Origin of the sequence: [Bacillus] caldolyticus, assembly GCF_003595605.1 — a bacterium.
Lineage (GTDB): Bacteria > Bacillota > Bacilli > Bacillales > Anoxybacillaceae > Geobacillus > Geobacillus thermoleovorans.
In genome coordinates, this window is record NZ_CP025074.1 from 2,283,448 (window position 1) to 2,307,956 (window position 24,509).

Below are 24,509 nucleotides of genomic sequence, written 5' to 3' on the forward strand. Positions count from 1 at the left end.
CCGTTGCGTCGATTTTACTTACGGAGGCTGTTGCTTTTTGGAAATGTATACAAGTGTGATGAAAGGTGCCCTCCGCTTTTAGGGGCATCTTCTTTTCAGGTAAAGAAGATAGTGCTTTTGTTGGCAACTTTTAGTGTGTCAGCCGATGGTTGCCTGTGGCTAGGATCAGAGACGGTTGACGGCTATGCAAAAGCGTAGTAAAATAACATAAACATAGTATTCTTATTTATTTACTATGAATTAAAGGCGGGTGAAAGGGGAGAGAGCAGTTGATTCAATTCCAATATATTGAGAGCGGAGGGGAACGTTTGGCGGTTTCGATTCATGATCCACCCGTGTCGGTTGATCATGATGATGCGCCTGTTGTTGTCATTTGTCATGGGTTTATCGGTACGCGGATTGGTGTGGATCGGTTGTTTGTCCAAGCAGCGGAACGATTTGCGTCGGCCGGAGCCGGAGTCGTCCGTTTTGATTATGCTGGTTGCGGGGAGAGCAGCGGAGAGTACGGAAACAACCGATTTGATGATTTCATTCGACAAACGAGAGATGTTATTTGTGCAGTGGAACGCATTCCGTCATTTGAACGTCGACCGCTTGTGCTTCTCGGCCATAGTTTGGGAGGGGCGGTGGCGACGGCCACAGCTGCATTGGATCGGCGTGTCGACCGATTGGTGCTGTGGGCGCCTGTGGCCTATCCCTATCAAGATATCGTCCGCATTGCCACACAAGGGCGAGGACAAGTCGATGCAGAAACGGTGGAGCACCGTGGATATGTATTGCCCCCTTCCTTTTTTGCATCGCTTGCTCATGCGAATCCGCTGAAGGCAGCAGAACAGTTTTCTGGTGATGTTCTTTTGGTTCATGGCACGGCTGATCACGATATTCCCGTTGCATATGCGGATGTGTACCGGGAGGCGTTTGGAAAACGGCTTGATTCACGATTTTGGAGCCATGTGATTGCAGAAGCCGACCATACGTTTTCCGCGATTTCGGCAAGGCGCCAACTATTCGACATTACGGCTGCTTGGCTTTCCCAACGCCCAGAGCGGGGAGGAGAGAACAAGATGAGAGAGGTGAAAAGCCAGGCGAAACAAGCCGTTTTTCATAAGACAAACATATAGCAAAAGTGGCGAAGGGGTTGACCGAAAACGAGCATGTGGTTTTCGATCACCCCTTCTTTCATGAACTGATGGATCGTATCATGAGCTCTTTGCATGAACTCCAATGGAGCGAAAGGCGGCAGCGGGATGGTGACTCGGCAGCCGCGCTTCGCCCCCGAACAGCTTCTCCCGCAAAGTGCCGTCTGTGTAGGCGGTTTTGTACAGTCCACGCCGTTGCAAGATGGGAACGACATATTCGATAAAGTCATCCAAATCCTTGGGGGTGACAAGATGGACGAGGTTGAACCCGTCCACTCCAGAGCGGCGGGCCCGCTCTTCAATCGCATCCGCGACTTGTGTCGGGTTTCCGATGATGACCGACTCTCTCGTCAGCGTTCCGGCTTTTTGCAACGCCTCACCGATTGTCAGCGGTTTTGTAGCGTCTTTGGTTAGCGAAGCCGCTTTGTAATGTCCGTGGTCGGTGGGACGGAACAAAAATGGTTCATGGGCTGGCTTTCCTTCATATTCAGCCAAATCATAGCCGCTCGCTCCGCTGAACTGAGCCTTGGCGGCATCGGCGCTCCAAAGGCGGCGCAATTGTTCGAATTTGGCTTCCGCCTGCTCTGACGTTTTACCCACAATGACGGTCAGAAAGGTGAAAAATTTGAGCTGCTCGGGATCACGCCCGCATTGTTCCGCTTGGCGGCGAATGTCCCCGATGTAGGCTCGCAGCCGCTCAGCAGAAGGTGCACCGACGAAAACGCATTCTGCATGTTTGGCCGCAAACGCTCTTCCCCTCTCTGAGGAACCAGCTTGGTATAACACAGGTGTTCGCTGTGGAGAAGGTTCGCATAAATGCGGACCTTTGACGGCAAAGAAAGGCCCCCGATGGCGGATCGGATGAATTTTGTCTGGATCAATCAGTACTTCTGCTGTCCGATCTTCGACAAATGCGCCATCTTCCCAGCTTCCTTCCCACAACTGATAGACCACTTCCAAAAACTCATCGGCGATTTCATATCGCTGGTCGTGGGCAATCATCTTCTCCAGTCCGAAGTTGGCGGCTGCGTTTGGCAAGTAAGAAGTCACGATATTCCATGCAATTCGTCCGCTTGTCAGATGGTCCAAAGTGGAAAACCTTCTGGCGATATGAAACGGATGTTCATAAGTCGTGCTTGCCGTTAACACGAACGAAAGATGAGTGGTGACGCTTGCCATAACAGGAATGATCAATGAAGCATCGTTTAATGGAAACTGCATTCCATCACGAATCGATGGGGATGGGCTTTGGCGATAAGTATCGTATACCCCGAGAACGTCAGCGAAAAAAACGGCGTCAAACAGCCCTGCTTCCAACCGCTTCGCCATTTCCACCCAGTAGGGAAGTTCTTTGTAGCGGCGGTGACGTTCGCTGTCGGGATGTTTCCATAGGCCATGGGCGTTGTGCATCGCACTTGCCATCTCAAAGGCATTGAATAGTAAAGGACGATCCATGGCTTGTTTCCTCCTTTCCAGATCGGCGGCTCGCTGCGATGAGAGCCGCCGATGGGATGGTTACTGTTTTTTGAACCAATCGGGCCATACGTATCCTTTGTATTTTGGATCCTTTTTGATCAATTTTGCAAATTCTTTCGATCGGTAGGCGGCGATCAAATCGTTGACGAATGGTTTGTCTTTGTCTTCGGGACGGATGGTGACGACGATTAAATAGTAATCCGGCGTTTTTTCCAAGGCGACGGCTTCGGTTAACTTCAAGCCGGATGACAGGGCATAGTTGCCATTGATGAGCGCGTAGTCGACGTCCCCCAGCGCTCTTGGAAGCTGGGCTGGATCGAGCGGCTTGAGGATGACTTTTTTATAAAACTGGGCGATGTCATTCTCCGAGGCTTTCGTAGGCTCGACGCCCGGTTTTAGTTTGAGAATGCCCAGCTGCTCTAGCATCGTTAATGCCCGCGCTTCATTGACGGGTTCATTCGGCAATGCGATCGTTGTGCCATCTTTGATTTCATCTAAAGAAGAATGTTTTTTAGAATACAAACCTATCGGAACAGTGGGAATGGAAATTAATGGATGCAACTGCATATGATGGGTGCGAGCAAAATTTTTTAAATACATCGAGTTTTGGAATACATTCACATCAATGGACTTTTGATGAAGTGCGATATTGGGCTGTACATAGTCATTGAATTCTACCAGTTTCACGTTGTATCCTTTTTTCTCTAAATACGGTTGAATGGCTTCCCGAATTTGATCGCTGTAGGGGCCGGCGGTGGCGCCAATCGTAATGGTTTTCTTTCCCTCCTGCGCCGAGGAAGAGGATGACGAGCATCCTGCTGTGCCGGCGAGCAGCAATATGAAAAGGGTGAATAAAAATGAAAAACGCTTCATAAGACCAATCCTCCTTTGGAAATCAGGTTTGAAGCATGGTTATCGCGGGCGACGCCCAGACGGCGCTTACCGCTTATCCATCCAGCGGGCGACGGAATCGCCGGCCAATTGGACGATTTGCACTAAGCAGAGAAGTACGATAATCGTTGTGATCATGACCGTGTTGTCGTATCGATAATAGCCAAAGCGAATGGCTAGATCTCCCACACCTCCGCCTCCGACGATGCCGGCCATCGCGGAGTAGCTGATCAAGCTGATGGCTGTAATCGTCAGTCCGTGGATGATGCCAGGAAGCGCATCGGATAAAAGGACGTCTTTGATGATCATCCATGGAGTGGCTCCGACAGCCGTGGCTGCTTCAATCACCCCCTTATCCACTTCCCGCAAAGCAGTTTCGACGATGCGGGCAAAAAATGGGGTGGCGGCCACGGACAGCGAGACGGCCGCCGCTGTTGGCCCAATCGTTGTGCCGACCAGCAGTTTTGTCAGCGGCAGCAAGGCGACTAGCAAAATGATAAAGGGAATCGAACGCACCATATTGACAAGAAATCCTAAAATGGTTTGCAACAGCTTATTTTCCCAAAACAGGCCGCGGTCGGTGACGAATAAGAGCACACCAAGCGGCAGCCCTGCGATGATGGCAGCCAGCAAAGAAATGCCTACCATGTACAACGTATCCCAAAACGCTTTGAGTAGTTCCGGAATCAAGGTTTCAAGCGGCACGATCGATCACCTCGACTCCTTTCGTCCGCTCGGCCACATAGCGGATGGCGCGCTCCACTTCTTCTTTCTCTCCGGTCAGTTCCAACAGCAGTACGCCGAGCGGTGTGTCATTGATATATTCGATTTTTCCGTGCAAAATATTGGCGCGCACGCGAAATGTTTGAAGAGTGTCGGATAAAATGGCTTGTTCAGCGGCGGGACCCTGAAACAAGACTCTCACCAATGTACCGCTTCGCGCTTGCCACAACCGTTCAGGCACGTCTAAGCGCAATATATGTTCGACAAATGACCGTGTTAATGGATGCCGCGGCTGGGTGAACAAATCGTACACGCGCCCGATTTCGACAATTTGGCCGTTTTGCATGACGGCGACGCGATCGCAAATCTCTTTAATGACTTCCATCTCATGTGTAATCACGACGACGGTAATGCCGAGCTCCCGGTTGATTTGCTTGAGAAGCTGCAAAATGGAAGAGGTTGTGGCTGGATCGAGAGCTGATGTGGCTTCATCGCACAATAGAACAGACGGATTGTTGGCCAAGGCGCGGGCGATGCCGACGCGTTGTTTTTGCCCCCCGCTTAATTGAGACGGATAAGCGTCCCGTTTATCAGACAATCCGACCAGCTCGAGCAATTCATGGACACGAGCCTCGATTTCAGCTCTTGTTTTGCCTGCTGCTTTCAAGGCGAAGGCAATGTTTTCAAACACCGTTTTGGATCGGATTAAGCAAAATTGCTGAAAAATCATTCCGATTTTCAACCGCGCTTCACGCAACGCTTCTCCGGACAAGGAAGTGATGTCCGTGCCCTCTACGATGATGCGGCCGGATGTGGGGCGTTCCAACAAATTGATGCACCGGAGCAAGGTGCTTTTTCCCGCTCCGCTATGGCCGATGATGCCGAAGATTTCCCCACTTTCGATCTGCAAGGACACATGGTCGACGCCGACCACTTTCGTACGATGGAGGGTGTAGATTTTGGTCACTTGTTGAATGTCAATCATGCCTTTCCTCCTTTCAACGGATGGGTGACGGATGGATGCCGGTGTTGTGAACGATTGCAGCGCCATTCGGAATGGCATGCGATGCAAACAATTCTACGACCGCATCTTCCATGGGTGGATTGTGCAACCCCGCCCGCACATCACGATAGTATTGTTGCAACGGATTGGAGCGGTGCAAACTTTTCGCCCCGGCGATGCGCATGGCCAAATCGACGACACGGTTGGCGCTGTTTAACGCAATGTATTTGGCTAATGCTAATTCTCGGTCCATTGCTGAACGTTTTTCTGGAATGGCGTCCCATCTTTCGGCGGTAAAATAAAGAACGTGACGGGCTTTCCACAGTTCCATATCCATTTCCGCTATTTTCTGTCGAACATGCGGCAGATGAATGATCGGTTCGGATACGCTGTTCGGCTGATAGTGCGAAGCAAACGAAATGGCGTAATTTCGGGCAGCGATGGCAGCCCCTAAGTAGCAGGCGGGAATGTGCAAAAGCCAAGCACGGCTCCCCCCGCCTTTGACGAACTCTAATTGATCGAGTTCGACTAACGCATCGGTGGGCAGTTCGACATGATCGAAAATGACGTCATCGCTTCTTGTCCCCCGCATGGCGATCATATCCCACGTTTTTTCAATGCGAATCCCGTCGCTTCGATGATCGACGAGGAAAAACCCGACTTTCCCCGTATCGGCGATGACGGCTGTGACCAATGAGTAGTCCAACGCTTCCGCCATGGAGGCAAATGATTTTCTCCCCGTCAGAATCCATTTTCCATCGCGTTTCACTGCGGTTGTAATCGGTTTTCCTCCTCGAGTCGGGCTTCCTGTTGCTTCTTCGGTGGCCAGCCGATTGATGACGGCTTTTCGATTCACGATTTCCCTGCAAAGCCACGCAAACGTGCGCGCATTCCATGTGCGGCGTTCCCGAATATCGTACACAAGACCTAAATGCCAGCCTGCGCACAACCCGGTGGAAGCATCGCCTTGGCTTAGGCGCTCTTGCACGAGGATCAATTCGTATAAAGACAATGATTGACCCCCGTATTCTTCTGGAACGGTCAGGGCTAAATAGTTGGTCTCTTTCAAAAGCTGGAAATGTTCAAATGGAAACGCTCCTTCCTCATCAATGCGCCGCATGTTCGGACGGAATTGTTCCGCAAGCATAGAGGCTTGTTGCAACAGTTGTTCGTGGCGCTCCGTTTTGACAAACAATCGGGACAAATCATTCGCTAAGTAGGGAATCAGATCAGGAAGCACCAATAAAATCACTCCTTATACACGGATTGGATTGGGCATGGGCAGTTCTAGATGGTCGCGCAATGTGGTTCCTTCATAGTCGCGACGGAATAACTCGCGCTTTTGCAAAATCGGGATCACATGCTCGACAAACAGCGACAGTCCATGCGGATAGTACGGAAACATAAGATTAAACCCGTCCGCCGCTCCTTGGCGAAACCACTGTTCAAGTTGATCAGCGACTTGTTCAGGCGTTCCGATGATGGTAAAGTGCCCTCGCGCTCCAGCGATTCGCTCGTACAGTTGGCGGATGGTCAAGCGTTCGCGGCGCGCTAAATCAATGATAAGCTGGCGCCGGCTTTGATTCCCGTTTGTTTCAGGAATGTCGTCGGGAAGCGGATCATCGAGTGAATAGCCTGAAAAGTCGATGCCCCCTAAGTAGTCAGATAAAAATGCCAACCCGACCTCCGGAACGATTAACTTTTGCAATTGTTCATATTGCTCTTGCGCTTCTCGTTCCGTTCGCCCGATGTAAGGCGCTACGCCTGGCATGATCAATAGATGATCAGGATCGCGTCCGATCCGTGCGGCTTCTTGTTTCACCGTTTGGTAAAAACGTTGGGCGTCCGCTAATGTCGATTGGGCGGTGAACACGACTTCCGCAACATGGACGGCGAAACGGATGCCGTCTTGTGATGAGCCGGCTTGAATCAAGACGGGTTTTCCCTGCGGCGGACGGGAAGAGTTCAGCGGCCCGCACACCGAGAAGTGGGTTCCATGATGGTTCAACGGCCGCCACTTCTCTGGATGAAAGTAGATTCCAGATGATGGATCGCGAATCAGCGCCTCTTCATCCCAACTTTCCCACAGACCGTTGACGACATCGACAAATTCGCGCGCCCGCTCATAGCGCAGCTGATGTTCCAAATGAGCCGTTCGGCTGAAATTGTACGCTTCTTCCTCATAGTAGGACGTAACGATGTTCCAAGCGGCTCGCCCGCGGCTAATATGGTCGAGCGAGGAAAATTTCCGCGCGATGTGAAATGGTTCGTTGTATGTGGTCGAAGCTGTGCCGGCCAACCCGATGCGGCTGGTCACGGCTGCTAAAGCGGCGAGCAATGTGAACGGCTCGAGCCGGACGATCTCGGCAGGGTGAGACAACGGCTCAATGGCGAGTCCGTCGCTGACAAACAGCATGTCCAGCTTTCCTTGTTCCGCGATTTCCGCAAGACGGCGAAAAAACGCGAAATCTTCGCACCATTCCGGCCGCACATCGGGGTGTCGCCATGCGGCGATATGATGGCCGACGCCCATAAGAAACAGTCCAAGCTTGATGTGTCGTCGTTTCATGTGGCTCAGCCCCTTTACTTGTTTGTTGGTTTCCAGACAACGTCTTCTATGGACACGTGTTTTTCAATGAAACCGATCGCGCGCAAGTCGTCTGCTTCTTGCTGCAAGTCGCGAACCGCTTGAGGGTCGATCCAGTGGACAGTAGATTGTCGTTTTTTCAACACGTGAATCCATGTGTTGACAGGCAAATTCGTGGCTTCATGAAGCAGCTGTGCAGCTTCTGTCGGATCGCGGCGGATTTGTTCTCCTGACTTCTGCAATGCTTGGACGAATTGACGAACAATATCCGGATGGCTGTCCGTCATAGCAGGTGAGCTGAAATAAAAGGTGCGATAGGGAACGATGCCCGTTCCATCTTTTAATAATGTATGTCCTTTGCTTTCAGCTACGGATAAAAAAGGATCCCAGACAACCCATGCGTCGACTTCTCCTTTTTCTAAAGCCAAGCTGGCGTCTGGTGGATTCAAATATACAGGTTGTACATCCCGAAGCGACAGACCGACAGAATGCAGGGCTTTGACCAACAGATATTCGGCGATAGATGCCTTATTGAGGGCAATTTTTCTCCCTTTTAAGTCAGCTAGCGAAGAAAGGTCGAGTCCTTTGCGTACGATGATCCCTTCAGAGGCTGGAGATGACGGCTCTCCAGCGATATAGCGAAATTGTGCCCCTTTAGCGAGGGCGAAGATGGAAGGAATATCTCCGGCTACAGCGAAATCAATGCTTCCAGTGTTGAGTGCTTCCAGAATCGAGCTGCCGGTGTTGAATTCCGACCAAGTTACGTGATATCCTTCCTGTTCGAGCTGTTTTTGTAGCTTATGTTCATGTTTCATCAACAAGATGGTTCCGCCTTTTTGGTAGCCGATGCGAATCTCGGTCAATGAACTATTGTGTGTTTGCTGTTTTTCATGGCTGCAGCTCAACAAAACCCATAAGAATAGGAAAAGCAACAATGTTGCCAGTCGACGGTTGCCTCTCAACTTCCGTCCCCCCTGTCAATGATGAAACAACTTCGCCTGCTGAAGCTTCTCCCGAACAAGCGGAATCACAGAGGCTCCCACTTGCTCAATCGTTTCCAAATGTGGGAACCCACGCAACAATACATAATCAAAGCCAAGATCGATGAATTCAATAAGCCGGTCGGCAATTTGATCAGCGGTGCCGACAAGAGCGATGGAATTGCCCGACAACACTTGTGTGAGCCCGGCCCATAAGTTTGGACCGATTTGGAAACGCCGTTTTGCGCTTGTTTTCATCAATTCGTGTAATCGCCTTGCGCCAACCGAATCACCTTTTTCAATCAGTTCATCTTTTTTTTGCTTCGCTGACTCGGATAGATGGCTGACTAACGCATCCGCTCGTTCCCATGCTTCTCGTTCGGTTTCACCCAGCACGACTTGAAAGGAGATGCTGTATTGGAGCGTTCGCCCGTAACCAGCTGCTTTTTGTTTCATTTCTTCGATTCGCTCTTTCATTCGTTCGAATGTCTCTCCCCACATCATGTACACATCCGCCACTTGCGCCGCTACTTCCTTGGCAATGTCTGAGGCTCCTCCGAAATAAATCGGCGGGCGCTGTGCGGGTTTGGGGAACAGCGAGGCGTTTTCGAGACGGTAAAATCGTCCTTCATACGTGACGGAAGGGAGGGTGAACAGTTGCTTCAACAGATGGATGTATTCCCTCGTCCGTTCATACCGCGTGTCATGGTCAAGAAAATCCCCCTCAGCCGCTAATTCGACCGGTGAACCGCCTGTCACGATATTGGGCAACGCCCGTCCATTTGTCCAAACATGGATCGTCGCCAACTGTTTGGCAAAAATAGCAGGTGAAGTGGCGCCAGGACGGGCGGCGAACAGAAGGCGCAATTTGGTCGTTCGCGCTGCGAGATAAGCTGCGACAGCCAACGAATCAAGGCAGCCTGCACCTGTCGGCAACAGCAATGTAGAAAAACCATGGGTTTCTGCTGCTTTGGCAATCGCTTCAATGTACTCTACCGTCGGCGGACGCTCCGGATTCTCGTCTGTCCCGGTCCAGCTGTTTACGTTTGTCGAATTGTTGCCAAGACCGACGAACGTACTGTCTCCGGATGTCGGGGCCATCGTAATAAATTCGACCATTTTTTCTCCTCCTTTGGATCGTCTTCAGAAAGGGAAAAGAGAGTAGAGCGTTCTCGCTTTGATTGCGCACCGTCCTTGTCAGCTAGGAACAATTGTTTCCGCTGGCAGCCGATCGCTTGATGAAAGTGAACCATTTTGCCACCGCTTTTCGAATTCTCGGAACGAAATCGGATGTCCCAACAAATAAAATTGGACGTGCTGCTCGACAGCTTGAGCGTAGGACCGTTCACAAAACGTATTCGGCGGAGCAGCGAAGGCATCGGCCCCTTTTTCTTTGGCGAAACGGAGAACTGCACTGCGGCGCCCCTCTTGCTGTTGCTTGGCGATATTCGGATAGTCTTCGTACGTTTGTGAATCCGTGTCATAAAGGCGAATGATTGCTCCTTCCATGATGGAGACAACGTTCTCCTGTTCGTCGATCACAAGAGCTATGATCATCCTTGCTCCCTCCATATAATTTCATAGTAATTCAATAGGTTTAATAAAAATATAAAGGAGCAACTTCCGTTTGTAAAATTGAAAAAATAGAAGCGATGGTTCAAAAAATATGAAGATCTGTACAACGTTCTCCCGCATAGTGGTCCAGCAAAAAACGAATCCATGTTTCCGTTGCCGGATGGCATGCTCCACTCGCAAATCGTCGCAAGATGCCGACGGTCAGTCCATGGCGAAAATCGACAATTGGCAGCGCCACTGTTCCTTCGGGAGGAGGGGTGACGGAGATTTTTGGAACCACCGCGACACCAAGCGCCGCATGAACGTAGTATTTTAGCGCCAACATATTGCTCACTTCGGTTTCATACAATGGTTGAATATCGAGTTCAATCAACTTTTTTTCCAAATGGCGCCGAAATGGGCAAGCAGCGCTTGTCACAAGGAGGCGCTCATAGGCTAAGTCGTGAAGATCGATCGATGAACGTTTGGCCAACGAGTGGGAAGAAGGAACAAGAAGCACGACATCCTCGGAAAACAATGGTTCGAAGCTTGTCCCTGTTAACGATTCCGGAGTTGCGCAAATGGCGATGTCAATGTCTCCACGCTCGGCCATGTCGATAAGCGTTTGGTTGCTATGAATTTGGATATTGAACGAAATAGCAGGGTGCTTGTTCCGGAAAGCGCTCAGCCAGGCAGGCAGACGATAGCTGGCTGTCGGTTCCATTGCTCCGATGCGGATGACGCCTCCTTCGCCCTCGATGCACTCTTTCAAGGTTTTTTGCAAGTGCTCGAAGCTTTTTAGCAAAAACGCTCCTTTTTCGCTGAGCAATCGGCCTGCTTCAGTCAACTGAAACGATTTGCCCCGTTCGATGAGGGTGACGCCGAGCTCGGATTCCAAATTTTTAATATGGGTGGTAACGGTTGATTGTGCATAGTTCAATTCTTCAGCTGCTCGTTGGAAACTACGGTGTTTCACGACCGCTTGAAATGTTCGGATGGTTCGCAAATCCATCTTGTTTCCTCCCCTCGACGTTCTCTTTTTCCCTTATAAAAAAGGCAGATTGTCCGACAGGAGCAATCTGCTTGCACGATAAGGGTGAGTGGGTGAAATCGCTTCTTACAACGAGCTAGAAACAGACAGATGAAGGGCGGAGCCCAATTCTGATAAGCTTTCATCAAGCCGGCGCTTCAATTCTTCAGGCAGCGAGTAGCCCCCTTCCGGAAGACGGGTAACCCATTGATCGACAGCGTAGACGCCGCCCAACAAATAGCGCGCTCCCAAGGCGGACAGAACAGGTTTCAATCCGTAGTCTATCGCGAGCAAATGGGCAAGGGAGCCGCCGATGAACAACGGAAGGACGACTTTGTGCTGCAATCCCTTTTGCGGCAGCAAATCCAAGTACGCTTTCAATATTCCTGTGTAGGAGGCTTTGAAAACGGGACTGGCAATGATGATGCCATGAGACTTCTCTACTTTTTGGTTGGCGGCTGCAATGGCGGGGCTGTCAAAGCGAGCCCGCACCAAATCATCGGCCGGCAAGTCGGCTACGCGAATTTGTTCGATGGCGAATCCCTTCTGCCGCAAAGCCTGTTCGGCATACTCAATGAGTCCATTGAGGCGGGACGTGGACGATGGGTTTCCGTTGAGAATAACGATATCAGGCATGGCAACACACTCCTCTATAATTCATATAGGAATACTTGGTTTTCGATATCGTATCACGCAACAGATGATGTGTCAATCGCCTTTTTGCAAATTTCTCCATCTTGTGTGCAAAACGGTGATGGACATCTGTTCGCTAGAATGCGGCACCCGTTTTTCCCCTTCCGTTTGGCGTGCGGCGACTTTGCTGTAAAAGGGATTCCAAATAGTCATGCTTCAAGGTAAACTAAAAAAGGAATGATCAAAAAGGAAGGGGACGCATAGGATGCTTGGAGCCATTGAAGCCGGAGGCACAAAATTTGTCTGCGCCATCGGCGATGAACAAGGGAACATTCATGAGCGGGCGGTGTTTCCGACGACGGCGCCGGAAGAGACGATGGCGCACGTTATCGATTTTTTCCGCCCCCACAACGTGGAGGCGATCGGGATCGGGTCATTCGGCCCGGTTGATTTGCGCCCGGACAGCCCGACGTATGGGTACATTACGAGCACGCCGAAACAGGCGTGGCGAAACTTCGATTTTGTCGGCGCGATAAAGCAACATTTTCCCGTGCCGATCGGCTTTGACACGGATGTCAACGCGGCGGCGCTCGGCGAGCAGCGCTGGGGGGCGGCGCGAGGGCTTGACAGCTGCCTGTACATGACGGTTGGCACCGGCATCGGCGTTGGGGCAATCGTCGAGGGCCGCCTGTTGCATGGGCTGCTTCACCCGGAGATGGGCCACATGTTGGTCCGCCGCCATCCGGATGACGCGTTTGCCGGCATTTGCCCGTATCATGGCGACTGTTTGGAAGGGATGGCGTCTGGCCCGGCGATTGAGCGGCGTTGGGGGAAAAAGGGGGCGGAATTGGCGGACCGCCATGAAGTATGGGAGTTGGAAGCCTTTTATCTTGCCCAGGCGATCACCAACTACATCCTCATTTTATCGCCGAAAAAAGTGATCACGGGCGGAGGCGTCATGAAGCAGACGCACGTGCTGCCGCTTGTGCGCCGTCATGTGCAGGAATTGCTTGGCGGCTATATTCAGCACGAAGCGATTCTCGAGAAGATCGATGAGTACATCGTCCTCCCAGGGCTTGGCGACAACGCCGGCGTGGCGGGCGCGTTGGCGCTTGCGGCGAGGGCGATCGAATAGCAAGGACGGCCGTTCACCGTCTTCAATCAGGCGGTGGGGCCGTTTGTTTTTTGTTTGAAGGCAGGGGCTCTGACCGACTGTTCAAAAAACTCGTTCAAAAATCGACCAATTGGTCAAAAAATATCGTTTTTGAGTTGCAAATCTGTATAACATTAGTTTATAATTAGTTTGACCATCCGGTCATGAGTGATATGGAGGCGAGGACAATGACCGATGTTCGACGGTTGGTTGAATGGCTGCAACAGCGCGGCGTACGGGTTGATTTCGTGAAACCGCGCGCGGTGTTGCCGTCGTATCGGCAATGGATGACAGCGAATGGGAAAGGAATGAGTCGTTGCCATGGATGAACGGCGCGTCCAATTTATTGAGGCGGCAATGAAATTGTTTGCCGAAAAAGGGTATCATGAGACGTCGATTCAAGATTTGGTCGAGGCATGGGGGATTTCCAAAGGAGCGTTTTATCACCATTTCGCCTCAAAGGAGGAGTTGTTGCTTTCGGTGCTCCGCTACTACAGCGAAAAAATGGTCGCTGATTTCATGGCGGACGGCGGGGAAGGGACGGAAAAAGAACGGTTTACTCGCCAGCTGGCTGCCCATTTTTCTCACATTCGCGAGTACAAAGACTTTTTGCGTATGATGATGTCGGAGCAATTGCCGAAAGTCAATCCGGAAGTGGAACGGTATATGTTCCGCCAGCATGGGCGCCTTTTTTTATGGTATTGCACGCGCCTAGCGGAGGTCTATGGCGAGGCGGTTGGTCCGTATGTGTATGATGTGGCCATGATGACGAACGGCATCATCCGGCAATATTTGTTTTACTTCTTTTTTCGCGAGGAGGCGTTTGATGCGGACGAGGCAGCTCGTTTTCTTGTGCGGCGCATTGATGCGATTGTCGCCAGCTTCACGGCTGATGAGCGCCCGCTTTTGACCGAGGAGGCGCTTGCGCCATGGATGGAACTGGAGAAGCGTGAGCGCGAGCGTCAGCGGGAGCGGCTGACTTCGGCGTTCGCCGCCGTCCGGGAGGCCGCCAATGGACTCAATCCGAAGCAGGGGAACGATGTGCTGGAAGCCATAGCGGCGCTGGAGGAGGAGCTGCTTGGGCGCAATGAGCCGCCGCGCGCCTATATCGTCGAAGCGCTGCTGTTGTATTTGCGGCATCAACAGGCGCCTCAACTGGCGTCGGCTTTGGATGCATTGGTCAAAGAAATGGATGAATACCAACGACAAAACGGATGGGAGAGAGAAGTATGGAAAAAGCGATAGCAGTGCCGACGAGCACTATTCGTCATCGCCCGTTGCTGATCACCGGGCTCATTATTGCGATGCTCTTTGCGGCGTTGGACGGGACGATTGTCGGAACGGCGATGCCGCGCATCGTCGGGGAACTTGGCGGACTCGGTGTCATGACGTGGTTGACAACGGCGTACATGCTCACGTCAACGACGGTCGTGCCGATCGCCGGCAAGCTCGCCGACTTATTGGGTCGTCGGATTGTCTATGTGAGCGGGTTGGTCATTTTTATGGCTGGTTCCGCGCTTTGCGGCATGGCGAACGATATGACCGAGCTCATCATTTACCGCGGCATTCAAGGACTGGGCGGCGGGATTATGATGCCGATGGCCATGGTCGTCATCGGCGACGTCTTTACCGGCAAGGAGCGGGCGAAATGGCAAGGGGTGTTCGGCGGCTTGTACGGCCTTGCTTCGGTGCTGGGCCCGCAAATCGGCGGCTTTATCGTCGACCATTTGAACTGGCGCTGGGTGTTTTACATCAACTTGCCGGTGGGCATTCTCGCCACGGTGCTGATTGCCATGGGATTAAGCAAATATAAAGCCGAAGGGCCGGTGAAATTTGACATCGCCGGGATGGCGACGTTGACCGTGGGCGTCGTCAGCCTGCTGTTGGGACTGACGTTTGGCGGCGACCGATATCCGTGGGGGTCGTGGCAAATCGTCTCGCTGTTTGCGGCCGCCGTTGTCTTTTTCGCTTTGTTTGTTTGGGCGGAAAAGCGGGCCGAAGAGCCGATCCTTCCGCTTTGGCTGTTTGGCAATCGGACGTTTACGCTGCTCAATGGCATCGGCTTTTTCATGAGCGTCGGCATGTTTGGCGCGATTATGTTTGTGCCGTTTTTTATGCAAGGCATCATCGGCGTGAGCGCCACCCAGTCCGGGACGATCATGACGCCGATGATGATTACGATGATCATCGGCAGCGTCGTTGGCGGCCGTTTGGTGTATCGGATCGGAGTGAAAACGCAACTCATCGCCGGCATGATCATTATGGCGTCCGCATTCGGGCTCCTTGGCACGATGGATGTCGATACGTCCAAATGGACGGCGACGATGTATATGATTATTCTCGGTCTTGGCACCGGGCTTGTGATGCCGATTTTGACGCTCGCCTTGCAAGAAAGCTTCCCGAAATCGGAGCTTGGCGTCGTGACCTCTTCGAGCCAATTTTTCCGCTCGATTGGCGGGACGTTTGGGATGACAGTGCTTGGCGCCATCATGAACCACCGGTCGAGCGTCTTGCTTGACGAGCGGCTCATGCCAAAGCTCCAAGCGCTGCCGGCGCAGGCGAAAGGGCTTGTCGACCGCTTTGCTGATATGATTCATACCGACCCGCAAGGCTTGTATTCCGTCTTGCTCAGTCCAGAAGCGATGGCGAAAATTCCAGCGCCGCTTCGGGACATGTTCGTGCCGGTGCTGAAGCAGTCGCTTGTCGATTCCCTGCAGGCGGTCTTTTGGTTCGGGCTCGCGTTTATCGCGGTGGGCTTGCTTTTGGTGTTCGGCTTGAAACGGATCGCCTTGTCCGATCGGGCTGAGGCGATGAAGCCGTTGAAGCAGGCAAAAGAGACTGAGTGAAGAAAAGGAAACGGCGGACCGCGCCTTTTCGGCGAGAAGGCGGGCCGCCGTTTTTTGCCGCGACGAACAAACCGCCCCGGAGGTGATAAAGCATGCGGCGGGGGCGGATGGGCGAATGGAAGCAGGCAAGCTCCATGACTCTCATTTGCCAAGCGATTCATGCATCGCGCATGGCGGTTTTACAGCAGCGTTCCGCAATGGGCGGCTACGGCGCGCCTGCATCCGCGCTTTGGCCGAAGACGCGCGAGCGGGTGAGAAAGCGGACGCCTTCCGGGCCTTCAAGCGAAAACATGCCGCCGCGCCCCGGAACGACATCGATGATGAGCTGCGTATGCTTCCAATATTCATATTGCGCCTTGGCGATGTAAAACGGGCAGCCGCCGATTTCGCCAAGCAAAACGTCGGAATCGCCGACGATCAACTCGCCGAGCGGGTAGCACATCGGCGAGCTGCCGTCGCAGCAGCCGCCGGATTGATGGAACATGAGCGGGCCGTACTTTGCTTTCAGCTTTTCGATTAACGCTAACGCTGCTTCGGTGGCGATGACTTTCGGTTCTTCAGCCATTGGGTGTCCCTCCTTTGCATTCATGCATTTCGTTTGTTTTCGGTATGGACGGTCGATCGGCGGATCGGCGGCCCGCCGCTTGGCGGAGAATGAGTGAAACAACAGCAATGTCATCAAGGTAAAAGAGGGTGTCCCAAACGGACCGGGACACCTTGTCAACATGGTATGGTGGGCTCTTCGCCTCAAAACGAGGAGGCGATGAAAGAGCGGGTGGGTGAGTATTAGAACAAGCCCAGTTTTTTCGGCGAATAGCTGACGAGCAAGTTTTTCGTTTGTTGGTAATGGTCAAGCATCATTTTGTGCGTTTCGCGGCCGATGCCGGACATCTTGTAGCCGCCGAACGCCGCATGGGCCGGATAGACGTGGTAGCAGTTCGTCCAGACGCGGCCAGCCTGGATGCCGCGGCCAAAGCGGTACGCGGTGTTGATGTCGCGCGTCCAGACGCCGGCGCCAAGGCCGTACAGCGTCTCATTGGCGATGGCAAGCGCTTCGTCGTGGTCTTTGAACGTCGTGACCGCGAGCACAGGGCCGAAAATTTCTTCTTGGAAGATGCGCATTTTGTTATGTCCTTTGAAAATCGTCGGCTTGACGTAATAGCCGCCGGCGAGCTCCCCTTCCAGTATGTTCCGTTCCCCGCCGATCAAAAGTTCGGCGCCTTCCTGTTTGCCGATGTCGATGTATGACAAAATTTTCTCGAGCTGTTCAGAGGAGGCTTGGGCGCCGATCATTGTTTCCGTATCGAGCGGATTGCCTTGCTTGATTTGCTTGACGCGTTCAAGCGCCCGTTCCATAAAGACGTCGTAAATCGACTCATGGATGAGGGCGCGCGACGGGCATGTGCACACTTCGCCTTGGTTCAGAGCGAACATCGTAAACCCTTCAAGCGCCTTATCGAGAAACTCGTCATCGTTGTCCATCACATCAGCGAAGAAAATGTTCGGGGACTTGCCGCCAAGCTCAAGCGTGACCGGCACGATGTTTTGCGAGGCGTACTGCATGATGAGCCGTCCGGTCGTCGTTTCGCCGGTGAATGCCACTTTCGCCACACGCGGGTTCGAGGCGAGCGGCTTGCCGGCTTCTAAGCCAAAGCCGTTGACGATGTTGACGACGCCAGGTGGGAGCAAATCTTCGATGAGTTCGATGAGAACGAGGATCGACGTCGGCGTTTGCTCCGCCGGTTTCAAGACGACGCAGTTGCCTGCGGCCAATGCCGGGGCGAGTTTCCATGCCGCCATGAGAATCGGGAAGTTCCACGGGATGATTTGCCCGACGACGCCGAGCGGTTCTTTGAAATGATAGGCGACCGTGTCGTGATCGATTTCTGAAATCGTGCCTTCTTGCGCGCGGATGCAGCTGGCAAAATAGCGGAAATGGTCGATGGCAAGCGGAATGTCAGCCGCGAGCGTCTCGCGGATCGGCTTGCCGTTTTCCCACGTTTCGGCGACGGCCAGCATTTCCAAATGTTCTTCCATCCGATCGGCGATTTTGTTCAGCAAACGGGCGCGCTCCGCTGGAGACGTGCGTCCCCATGCGTCTTTTGCCGCATGGGCGGCGTCAAGCGCCAGTTCGATGTCCGCCGCTTTTGAGCGCGGCACTTCGCAATACGGCTGTCCGGTGATTGGCGTGATATTTTCGAAATACTCGCCGTCGACCGGCGGCACCCATTTGCCGCCAATGAAGTTTTCGTAGCGCTTTTTAAATGTGACAAGCGCGCCTGGCTGGCCTGGTTGTGCGTAGATCATCCCCGATTCCTCCTCCATTTGAGTTTTTTGTATTCGCTTACAAAGGAAAGAATATTATAAAAATTCTTTCCAATGAATACAATATCATGACTGAACAATACTGTCAAATCGAAAATGTCCATGCAGCCGTATAGATGGTGATGAGAAGAGGCGCCCCGTTGCGTTTGGGGCGCCCTTGGTTGGCTTCAAGGACTTGAATCGACGGTTCGGCCATCAATCGACTTCCAAGCCTTCCAGCCAGCGGCTTGCGTAGACGCTGCAAAGATGGTGGAACACTTCGATCGCCTCGTTCGGGTCAGCTGCAAAAAAGGTGCTGGCGGCCGTTTCGTTTTCTTCGCGGACGAACTCAAGCAAAAAGTCGGTGGCGATCCGGTTGAACAAAAGAAGCGCGCCGTAGGAGCGCTCAAGTTGGCGTTTCCGCTCGAGCGGATCGTCGATGGATAAAAACGGCCGCTCATAGCGGGCTGTCATCTCGGACAGCCGGCGCTGGATCTTGCGCTGGGCGTCCGCGAGCATCGCCTCGATCGTCTGTGGCGATAGAAAGGTTTGCTCGCGCAGCATATAGCCCCAAATTTGCTTGAGCGCATGGGCCGATTCGCTCGCAAACGCGATGTTGTTGAGCAGATCGGCAACGTATTGCTCGTCGTCATCGGTTTGAATGCGCAGCTTCATAATGATTTCGAGCACATCAGAATGAATTTTTTCTTTCCGCCATGATTTCGTCAGCTCATGAAGCAAGACGGAAAGCGAGCGTGCCAATTCTTCTTTCGTCATGATCAGCCAGTCCTTTCCCAGCAACATCGTTCCCTGTTCTCATTGTATCATGACGGCTGTCGGGATAAAGCAGATCCGTTATTTTTCCGAATTGACGGAGGAAAACGGCGGTTTGAGCGAAGATTGGGATCCATCGTTTCATCTCTATTTCGCGCAGGAGACTCCCACTTCAACGACCAAAGGGAGTAAGTGGGAGAGGAATACGCGTTCCCCCTTTCTTTTGTGTATGATAGAATAAAGACGTGGAGAAAACCGTTCAATAAAGGCACTCCAATAACGGCTGCTCGATGTATGGAGTTGGTTGCAGGAAACGTTGCAACCGTCAAACATCGAGCGTAGGTCTGTCTGTTGTGTGTGGAAGCCAAGTACTGCCAACAGACACTCCCATCTCCAAATGTTCACTTCGACACGGTTCGGTTGGTCAAAGGTCATCCGGAAAAAAGGAAGGGGGAGATAAAGATGAAACCGGTTCGTTTGCGCGGTCATCATTTGCTTTGTGTGCACGGGTTTCGCGGCATGGGCTACAGCCCGTCGTTCGTGGAAAAAATGTGGGAGATCGTGGCCCGCATTCGCGATGAACACGACGATTTCCCGATTGAAGTCGTCGCGGCGCTCGATGAGGCGTGCCTCGCCTGCCCGCATCATGGGGAGACAACGTGTGAAGCCGGCCCAAATTCCGATGCCCACGTCCGTTCGCTTGACGGAAACGTCATTCGCCATTTAGGCTTGGAGCCAGGCAACGTGTATTGGAAGTCCGAACTGATTCGGCGGACGGCGGAACGGGTCAAGCCGGATGATTTGGACGAGTTATGCCGCGACTGCTCGTGGCTGCCGTACGGCGTCTGCAAAGAAGGAATCGCCAACGTCCGCCGCGGCAATGTGGCGCAAACGTGAGAAGTGATTTGCGGAAAAAGAATCGAAGGACGATGGGAACACGGCGCTGCGCTGAGCCGTCATTCGTTTGTCAAGGCGGGGGGCCTGTTGCAGCGGCATCTGATAGATGCAACGAAGAAGTTTAACATATCCTTGACGGAAAAGCGGTTTGTCCATTTTCGACTGTCGAGGGCAAGCCTGTAGCTTGGAAGACCGAACAACCATCCGCTTCACAGACCCATACTGGGGCTGAAAGCGGCGTTGTTCGGTCGCCAGGCAGTCGATCCAATGCTCGGTAAAAGCGGCAAATGGTAAAGCTTCAAGTGGCATCTATATGTTTTGAAAAGAGTCATGGCCGGCGATGGCGGCGTTTTGGGACGTTGGCGGAAATTTCTAAAAAATGAATAGTCCCATGGGCGGAAAAATGTGATATGATAAACAATTATAGAGACTTTCGACAGAAAGGGTCATGAACGATGAAAGTAGCCAAATTTGGTGGAAGTTCGGTGGCGAGCGCTGCACAATTCCGTAAAGTGGCCGACATCGTCAGCTCGGATATCGAGCGCCGCATTGTCGTCGTGTCGGCGCCGGGGAAACGGTACAAGGACGATGTGAAAGTGACCGATATGCTCATCCAGCTGGCCGAACAAGTTGTGGCTGGCGAGCCGCATGGGGAAACAATGGAAGCGATCGTGAAGCGGTATGCGGACATCGCCAATGAGCTGGGGCTGGAAGCCGACGGCTTTTTGGCCGAGCTTGTCGATGACTTGCAGTCGAAAATCAGCGCCTATCGAAGCGAGCCGCCTCGGTTGTTTGACGCCATGAAAGCGAGCGGCGAAGACCATAACGCAAAGCTCATGGCGCTCTATCTGCAAGATCGCGGGCTTGAGGCGAGCTACGTCAGCCCGCTTGAAGCCGGCATTATCGTCACCGATGAGCCGGGCAACGCCCAAGTGCTTCCGGAGTCGTATGACAAACTGAAGCAGCTGCGCGAACGGCGTGGCGTTTTGGTCATCCCAGGATTTTTCGGCTATTCCCGATCGGGCCATATCGTCACGTTCCCGCGCGGCGGGTCGGATATTACGGGCTCGATCGTCGCCGCGGGCGTCAAAGCGGACGTGTACGAAAACTTTACTGACGTCGATTCGATTTATTGCGTCAACCCGTCGATCGTCGCCGATGCCCGCAAGCTGAAAGAAATCACGTATCGCGAGATGCGTGAGTTGTCGTATTCCGGATTTTCCGTCTTCCATGACGAGGCGCTGGAGCCGGTCTATCGCGCCGGCATTCCCGTTTGCGTAAAAAACACAAACAACCCGGCCGCTCCAGGCACGTGGATCGTCGCCAAGCGCAACCACATCGAGGAACCGGTTGCCGGCATTGCAAGCGACACTGGCTTTTGCAGCATCAACATCAGCAAATACTTAATGAACCGTGAGATTGGCTTTGGCCGGCGTGTGCTGCAAATTTTAGAAGACGAAGGCATCTCCTACGAACATACGCCGTCCGGCATCGACAACATGTCGGTCATCTTGCGGGCGGATCAGCTCGCGGACGGAAAAGAGGAGCGCATCCTCGCCCGCATCCGCGAAGAGCTTGCCGTCGATGAGGTGACGATTGAGTACGGCTTGGCGCTCATTATGGTCGTCGGCGAAGGAATGGAAAAAACGATCGGGATGGCGGCGAAAGCCACGACTGCGCTCGCCAACGCCAACATCAACTTGGAGATGATCAACCAAGGTTCGTCCGAAGTGAGCATGATGTTCGGCGTCAAAGAAGAAGTCGTCAACGAGGCGGTTCGCGCCTTGTACAACGCCTACTTCCAACAGGCAACCGTAAGCCACCTTTCCTAACGCGAAACAGGCGTCCGAAACTCGGGCGCCTGTTCTTATGTACCGAGAAGCCCCCGCTTTCACGCGATCAGCCGAAGGGGGGAATGAATCAGCGTCTTCCATCATGGATGTCCCCCAACGCCGCTCAAAATATCTTGAAAGAAGGACTTCGTTGGAACAGCCAAGTCACAGGGACAGACGGGGGATGGTCTAGCTGGCAGTCTGCCTTATGGCAGGTGTCCCCGAGAATCTCCCATCTCTAAGCGTTTGCGTAGGTGGGAGAACGTTCAAGCGCTCTAGGCCGAGCTTTCTTCTTTTTTCGCTCGTTGGCGTACATAAGAGCGGCATGTTCGGAAAATACTACCAATGTACGTCAAAGAAAGCGGAAGGGAGGAAGAACGAATGCGGCAATGGCTAGGAATGGCTGTGCTTGTCGCTGTTTTCGCTTCGTTTCCGGCTGGGGCGGCGGCCATCAGCCGAAGCGAGCTGGAGCAGTACGCTGAGAGTGTCGGCTGGACGGTGAGCGACTTGTTGGACTATTTAGATCGATACGGCTTGACAGCCGCCGATTTTCGCACCATGGATGAACTGAAACAATGGCTTGGCACGCCCATCACCGACGAGCGGCTTCATGCCGTTCTGCGCCGGCACGGGCTGACGGTCGAGGAGCTCGAGGCGCTGCTTGGCCAGTTTGGCGAAACGGTGCAAGACTACACATTTGTCGAAGACTTAGACCGGGCCATCCGTTTTTACTCGCAGCACAACGCCGCCATGCAGCAAATCAACGACTTGCTTGGGGTGCTCGGGATGACGGAACAAGAAGTGCGCGCCTTCACCCGCCATATCGCCTCGCTTGACGACCCGCAGGTAGCAGAGCGGCTTTTGGCGCTTCGTGAGCGGCTGCGCCCGTTTGCGGAGACGGAAGGGCCGTGGACGGATGAAGAGCGCCACAAACTGCGGGCGATGTGGGAAGAGGGGCTTCGCCTGCTTGAGCTTAAGGCGGACGTGCCGGACATCAAGACGGCCGGAGCGAAGCCCATCCATGTTCGCTTGTACACCCGCCAAGGCGAGAAGGTCGCCGATATCGCCATAACGCGGGAGATGCTCACATCAGGCTACATCGTCCGCGCGGGGGAGAAAGGCATTGACGCCGGGCTGCTCGCTGTCGAGATGAAAGGAAAGATGTATGGGGAAAAACTGCCGGAGACGGCGTCGCCGTATTTGCCGCAGGCGGCGGCCGGGTTGCTGCTGGCTGTCGCAGGCGCTCTCCTTTACCGGCGGGCGGGGCGCCTTAAAGGGTGAGCGGCTGTGAAGAGGGAGCAGACAGTGTGGAAAAAAGATGCGCCTCGGTATCGATGGAAACGCAAAGCTGCCCGCTGGGCGGCCGCAGCCGTTGTCGCCATCGGAGCGGCAACAGCAGGTTGGAACGGCTATTGGTACATCGTTGGCTGGAAAGCAGCGAATCAAGAGGCGGTCCGCTTGCCTGCCTTGGACTCGTCTCCATCATCGGCGGCCGAAGCCGCCCACGCGTCCCGCCGTCCGGTTGAACAAGCTGCTGCTCCGCTGGGGGCGCATCTTGGCGAGCTGGTCATTCCGAAGCTCGGGGTGGCGATCCCGGTATACGAAGGCGTCCGCGAGCAAGAGCTGCGCCGCGGCGTCGGCCATTACCCGGCCAGCGCTTGGCCGGGGGGAAAGGGGCATGTCGTGCTGTCAGGGCATCGCGACACGGTGTTTCGCCGCCTTGGGGAACTAGGGATCGGTGATGCCCTCGTCATCCGGGCGGCGGACACAGCTGTTCATTATCGCATCGTCCGCATCCGCATCGTCGATGACGATGATCGGACCGTTCTCGTCAACAAGGCACGTCCGACGTTGACGGTGACGACGTGCTATCCGTTCCGTCTCATCGGCCGCGCCCCGAAGCGCTACATCGTCACCGCCCGCCCGGTTCAGACCGTTTCGCTGGAACGCGTTCACAATGAATGGTAAGCTGTCCATGCCAATGGACATGGACAGCATTCGCTTTGGCGAGGGATGCGTCAGTGAATGAAAGCTGTCGCGCGTCAATGGCGCGTATCGGCGACCTGCCCACACTGTCCGGTTTCGTTCGTGCATGTCGATTTCGCTGCCCACGTTTGATGGCCGTGCGATCTCGATGGATATACAAAAAGGCTAGAGAGTCGCGCTCTCTAGCCTTTTATTATGTCCGTCCGTCCCTCGCTCTCACGCCTTGCCGCTCATCCATTTGCTGGCGGAATTCTTTGAGCAGCGCCTCGCCTTGCAGCCCTTTCTTGACAAGGCCGGCCAGCACGACTTCCGCCAAATGGGTGCGCCGCGGGATCATCAGCCCTTCCATCAAGACGCTAATGTGGCCGTTCATTTTCGTGATCGAACGGACGGCGACGAGCATGTTGGCCGGGTCGTTGCTCGTGTGGGTGATCGTCACTTGCAATTGGAATTCTGGACGCCGCTGCAAGCTCACAAACATTGGCTCATAGTCGTCATCCAAATACGCCTCCACGAGCCAGCGGTTTTGCCCGTCTTCTTTGTTGATGATCAACCCGTCAATAAACGGGATGTCTTGGCGGTGCATGTCGTCGTCGATGACCGAGAGCCCGACAAGCTTGAACGTTTTCATCTCGTCCACCTCGTTACCGTTGTCTTATCCAAGATTATAGCACAGGCGGACGAGGGAAGAAAAACGGGAT

24 protein-coding genes are annotated in these 24,509 nt (G+C 53.5%); 9 read left to right on the top strand and 15 right to left on the bottom strand.

The genetic code is table 11. The features are described 5' to 3' along the window. Positions 1–269: 269 nt before the first annotated feature. Entirely contained in the window at positions 270–1,121 is an 852-nt protein-coding gene (locus CWI35_RS11860; protein ID WP_015375923.1) for an alpha/beta hydrolase family protein, read from the top strand. Between the two features lie 78 nt (positions 1,122–1,199). Here CWI35_RS11860 and CWI35_RS11865 read toward each other — a convergent pair whose 3' ends face one another. The 11 genes from CWI35_RS11865 to ssuE all read right to left on the bottom strand — a co-directional run bounded on the left by CWI35_RS11865 (position 1,200) and on the right by ssuE (position 12,019). After that, positions 1,200–2,594: an LLM class flavin-dependent oxidoreductase gene (locus CWI35_RS11865; RefSeq protein WP_033026434.1), complete on the bottom strand. Its 1,395-nt coding sequence runs from the start codon at positions 2,592–2,594 to the stop codon at positions 1,200–1,202. Positions 2,595–2,654: 60 nt separating this feature from the next. Continuing rightward, entirely contained in the window at positions 2,655–3,488 is an 834-nt protein-coding gene (locus CWI35_RS11870; protein WP_033026430.1) for a MetQ/NlpA family ABC transporter substrate-binding protein, read from the bottom strand. Positions 3,489–3,554: 66 nt separating this feature from the next. Continuing rightward, positions 3,555–4,154, bottom strand: coding sequence for a methionine ABC transporter permease (locus CWI35_RS11875; protein ID WP_240432183.1), 600 nt, complete (start codon positions 4,152–4,154; stop codon positions 3,555–3,557). A gap of 46 nt (positions 4,155–4,200) precedes the next feature. Further along, complete coding sequence (locus CWI35_RS11880) at positions 4,201–5,214, bottom strand: methionine ABC transporter ATP-binding protein (RefSeq protein ID WP_015375919.1); 1,014 nt, start codon at positions 5,212–5,214, stop codon at positions 4,201–4,203. Positions 5,215–5,227: 13 nt separating this feature from the next. Next, positions 5,228–6,475, bottom strand: coding sequence for an acyl-CoA dehydrogenase family protein (locus tag CWI35_RS11885; RefSeq protein ID WP_015375918.1), 1,248 nt, complete (start codon positions 6,473–6,475; stop codon positions 5,228–5,230). A 12-nt stretch (positions 6,476–6,487) separates the two neighbouring features. Next, entirely contained in the window at positions 6,488–7,801 is a 1,314-nt protein-coding gene (locus CWI35_RS11890) for an LLM class flavin-dependent oxidoreductase (RefSeq protein ID WP_015375917.1), read from the bottom strand. Positions 7,802–7,815: 14 nt separating this feature from the next. Next, a complete protein-coding gene (locus CWI35_RS11895) occupies positions 7,816–8,781 on the bottom strand; it encodes an aliphatic sulfonate ABC transporter substrate-binding protein (protein ID WP_119877786.1) in 966 nt (321 codons plus the stop codon). A gap of 15 nt (positions 8,782–8,796) precedes the next feature. Then, positions 8,797–9,918, bottom strand: a complete 1,122-nt coding sequence (locus tag CWI35_RS11900) for an LLM class flavin-dependent oxidoreductase (protein WP_119877787.1) — start codon at positions 9,916–9,918, stop codon at positions 8,797–8,799. A 78-nt stretch (positions 9,919–9,996) separates the two neighbouring features. Continuing rightward, positions 9,997–10,356, bottom strand: coding sequence for a NifB/NifX family molybdenum-iron cluster-binding protein (locus CWI35_RS11905; protein ID WP_015375914.1), 360 nt, complete (start codon positions 10,354–10,356; stop codon positions 9,997–9,999). 100 nt (positions 10,357–10,456) lie between these two features. Continuing rightward, on the bottom strand, positions 10,457–11,365 hold the full coding sequence (locus CWI35_RS11910; RefSeq protein WP_119877788.1) for a LysR family transcriptional regulator: 909 nt from the start codon (positions 11,363–11,365) through the stop codon (positions 10,457–10,459). Between the two features lie 105 nt (positions 11,366–11,470). Continuing rightward, positions 11,471–12,019: an NADPH-dependent FMN reductase gene (gene ssuE, locus CWI35_RS11915; RefSeq protein WP_015375912.1), complete on the bottom strand. Its 549-nt coding sequence runs from the start codon at positions 12,017–12,019 to the stop codon at positions 11,471–11,473. Positions 12,020–12,281: 262 nt separating this feature from the next. Between ssuE and CWI35_RS11920 the strand changes: the two genes are divergently transcribed. The 4 genes from CWI35_RS11920 (at position 12,282) to CWI35_RS11930 (ending at position 16,015) form a co-directional block, all read left to right on the top strand. Beyond that, on the top strand, positions 12,282–13,151 hold the full coding sequence (locus tag CWI35_RS11920) for an ROK family protein (RefSeq protein ID WP_119877789.1): 870 nt from the start codon (positions 12,282–12,284) through the stop codon (positions 13,149–13,151). A gap of 206 nt (positions 13,152–13,357) precedes the next feature. Continuing rightward, positions 13,358–13,498 (top strand): hypothetical protein, encoded by a 141-nt coding sequence (locus CWI35_RS18285; protein WP_013146496.1) that lies wholly within the window; start codon positions 13,358–13,360, stop codon positions 13,496–13,498. Then, the gene (locus tag CWI35_RS11925; RefSeq protein WP_119877790.1) at positions 13,491–14,414 is read left to right on the top strand and encodes a TetR/AcrR family transcriptional regulator; all 924 of its coding nucleotides are present in this window, start codon (positions 13,491–13,493) and stop codon (positions 14,412–14,414) included. The genes CWI35_RS18285 and CWI35_RS11925 overlap by 8 nt, the downstream gene beginning before the upstream one ends. Further along, the gene (locus tag CWI35_RS11930) at positions 14,399–16,015 is read left to right on the top strand and encodes an MDR family MFS transporter (protein WP_119877791.1); all 1,617 of its coding nucleotides are present in this window, start codon (positions 14,399–14,401) and stop codon (positions 16,013–16,015) included. Before CWI35_RS11925 ends, CWI35_RS11930 begins: the two co-directional genes overlap by 16 nt. 205 nt (positions 16,016–16,220) lie before the next feature. Here the strand turns inward: CWI35_RS11930 and CWI35_RS11935 are convergent, their stop codons facing one another. From CWI35_RS11935 to CWI35_RS11945, 3 genes are all read right to left on the bottom strand, one after another. Continuing rightward, entirely contained in the window at positions 16,221–16,580 is a 360-nt protein-coding gene (locus tag CWI35_RS11935) for a DUF779 domain-containing protein (RefSeq protein WP_015375908.1), read from the bottom strand. 221 nt (positions 16,581–16,801) lie between these two features. Next, positions 16,802–18,322, bottom strand: a complete 1,521-nt coding sequence (gene adh / locus CWI35_RS11940; RefSeq protein WP_063193361.1) for an aldehyde dehydrogenase — start codon at positions 18,320–18,322, stop codon at positions 16,802–16,804. A 213-nt stretch (positions 18,323–18,535) separates the two neighbouring features. Then, a complete protein-coding gene (locus CWI35_RS11945) occupies positions 18,536–19,123 on the bottom strand; it encodes a hypothetical protein (RefSeq protein WP_119877792.1) in 588 nt (195 codons plus the stop codon). Positions 19,124–19,555: 432 nt separating this feature from the next. Between CWI35_RS11945 and CWI35_RS11950 the strand changes: the two genes are divergently transcribed. From CWI35_RS11950 to CWI35_RS11970, 4 genes are all read left to right on the top strand, one after another. Then, a complete protein-coding gene (locus CWI35_RS11950) occupies positions 19,556–19,990 on the top strand; it encodes a DUF1284 domain-containing protein (protein ID WP_011232666.1) in 435 nt (144 codons plus the stop codon). A gap of 455 nt (positions 19,991–20,445) precedes the next feature. Beyond that, on the top strand, positions 20,446–21,822 hold the full coding sequence (locus CWI35_RS11960; RefSeq protein ID WP_119877793.1) for an aspartate kinase: 1,377 nt from the start codon (positions 20,446–20,448) through the stop codon (positions 21,820–21,822). Between the two features lie 381 nt (positions 21,823–22,203). Continuing rightward, the gene (locus CWI35_RS11965) at positions 22,204–23,103 is read left to right on the top strand and encodes a processed acidic surface protein (RefSeq protein WP_119877794.1); all 900 of its coding nucleotides are present in this window, start codon (positions 22,204–22,206) and stop codon (positions 23,101–23,103) included. A gap of 24 nt (positions 23,104–23,127) precedes the next feature. Continuing rightward, positions 23,128–23,790, top strand: coding sequence for a class D sortase (locus CWI35_RS11970; protein ID WP_119877795.1), 663 nt, complete (start codon positions 23,128–23,130; stop codon positions 23,788–23,790). Between the two features lie 211 nt (positions 23,791–24,001). Here CWI35_RS11970 and CWI35_RS11975 read toward each other — a convergent pair whose 3' ends face one another. Beyond that, entirely contained in the window at positions 24,002–24,439 is a 438-nt protein-coding gene (locus CWI35_RS11975) for a YwpF-like family protein (protein WP_119877796.1), read from the bottom strand. Positions 24,440–24,509 lie beyond the last annotated feature (70 nt).

What these genes read in the sequence shown, in the direction of transcription:
- CWI35_RS11960 (WP_119877793.1), top strand. Translation starts at nt 20,446, where the DNA reads ATGAAAGTAGCCAAATTTGGTGGAAGTTCGGTGGCGAGCGCTGCACAA.
- CWI35_RS11945 (WP_119877792.1), bottom strand. Translation starts at nt 19,123, where the DNA reads ATGTTGCTGGGAAAGGACTGGCTGATCATGACGAAAGAAGAATTGGCA.
- ssuE (WP_015375912.1), bottom strand. Translation starts at nt 12,019, where the DNA reads ATGCCTGATATCGTTATTCTCAACGGAAACCCATCGTCCACGTCCCGC.
- CWI35_RS11930 (WP_119877791.1), top strand. Translation starts at nt 14,399, where the DNA reads ATGGAAAAAGCGATAGCAGTGCCGACGAGCACTATTCGTCATCGCCCG.
- CWI35_RS11920 (WP_119877789.1), top strand. Translation starts at nt 12,282, where the DNA reads ATGCTTGGAGCCATTGAAGCCGGAGGCACAAAATTTGTCTGCGCCATC.
- CWI35_RS11900 (WP_119877787.1), bottom strand. Translation starts at nt 9,918, where the DNA reads ATGGTCGAATTTATTACGATGGCCCCGACATCCGGAGACAGTACGTTC.
- adh (WP_063193361.1), bottom strand. Translation starts at nt 18,322, where the DNA reads ATGATCTACGCACAACCAGGCCAGCCAGGCGCGCTTGTCACATTTAAA.
- CWI35_RS11925 (WP_119877790.1), top strand. Translation starts at nt 13,491, where the DNA reads ATGGATGAACGGCGCGTCCAATTTATTGAGGCGGCAATGAAATTGTTT.
- CWI35_RS11865 (WP_033026434.1), bottom strand. Translation starts at nt 2,594, where the DNA reads ATGGATCGTCCTTTACTATTCAATGCCTTTGAGATGGCAAGTGCGATG.
- CWI35_RS11975 (WP_119877796.1), bottom strand. Translation starts at nt 24,439, where the DNA reads ATGAAAACGTTCAAGCTTGTCGGGCTCTCGGTCATCGACGACGACATG.
- CWI35_RS11965 (WP_119877794.1), top strand. Translation starts at nt 22,204, where the DNA reads ATGCGGCAATGGCTAGGAATGGCTGTGCTTGTCGCTGTTTTCGCTTCG.
- CWI35_RS11880 (WP_015375919.1), bottom strand. Translation starts at nt 5,214, where the DNA reads ATGATTGACATTCAACAAGTGACCAAAATCTACACCCTCCATCGTACG.
- CWI35_RS11950 (WP_011232666.1), top strand. Translation starts at nt 19,556, where the DNA reads ATGAAACCGGTTCGTTTGCGCGGTCATCATTTGCTTTGTGTGCACGGG.
- CWI35_RS11890 (WP_015375917.1), bottom strand. Translation starts at nt 7,801, where the DNA reads ATGAAACGACGACACATCAAGCTTGGACTGTTTCTTATGGGCGTCGGC.
- CWI35_RS11870 (WP_033026430.1), bottom strand. Translation starts at nt 3,488, where the DNA reads ATGAAGCGTTTTTCATTTTTATTCACCCTTTTCATATTGCTGCTCGCC.
- CWI35_RS11875 (WP_240432183.1), bottom strand. Translation starts at nt 4,154, where the DNA reads ATGGTAGGCATTTCTTTGCTGGCTGCCATCATCGCAGGGCTGCCGCTT.
- CWI35_RS18285 (WP_013146496.1), top strand. Translation starts at nt 13,358, where the DNA reads ATGACCGATGTTCGACGGTTGGTTGAATGGCTGCAACAGCGCGGCGTA.
- CWI35_RS11935 (WP_015375908.1), bottom strand. Translation starts at nt 16,580, where the DNA reads ATGGCTGAAGAACCGAAAGTCATCGCCACCGAAGCAGCGTTAGCGTTA.
- CWI35_RS11910 (WP_119877788.1), bottom strand. Translation starts at nt 11,365, where the DNA reads ATGGATTTGCGAACCATCCGAACATTTCAAGCGGTCGTGAAACACCGT.
- CWI35_RS11905 (WP_015375914.1), bottom strand. Translation starts at nt 10,356, where the DNA reads ATGATCATAGCTCTTGTGATCGACGAACAGGAGAACGTTGTCTCCATC.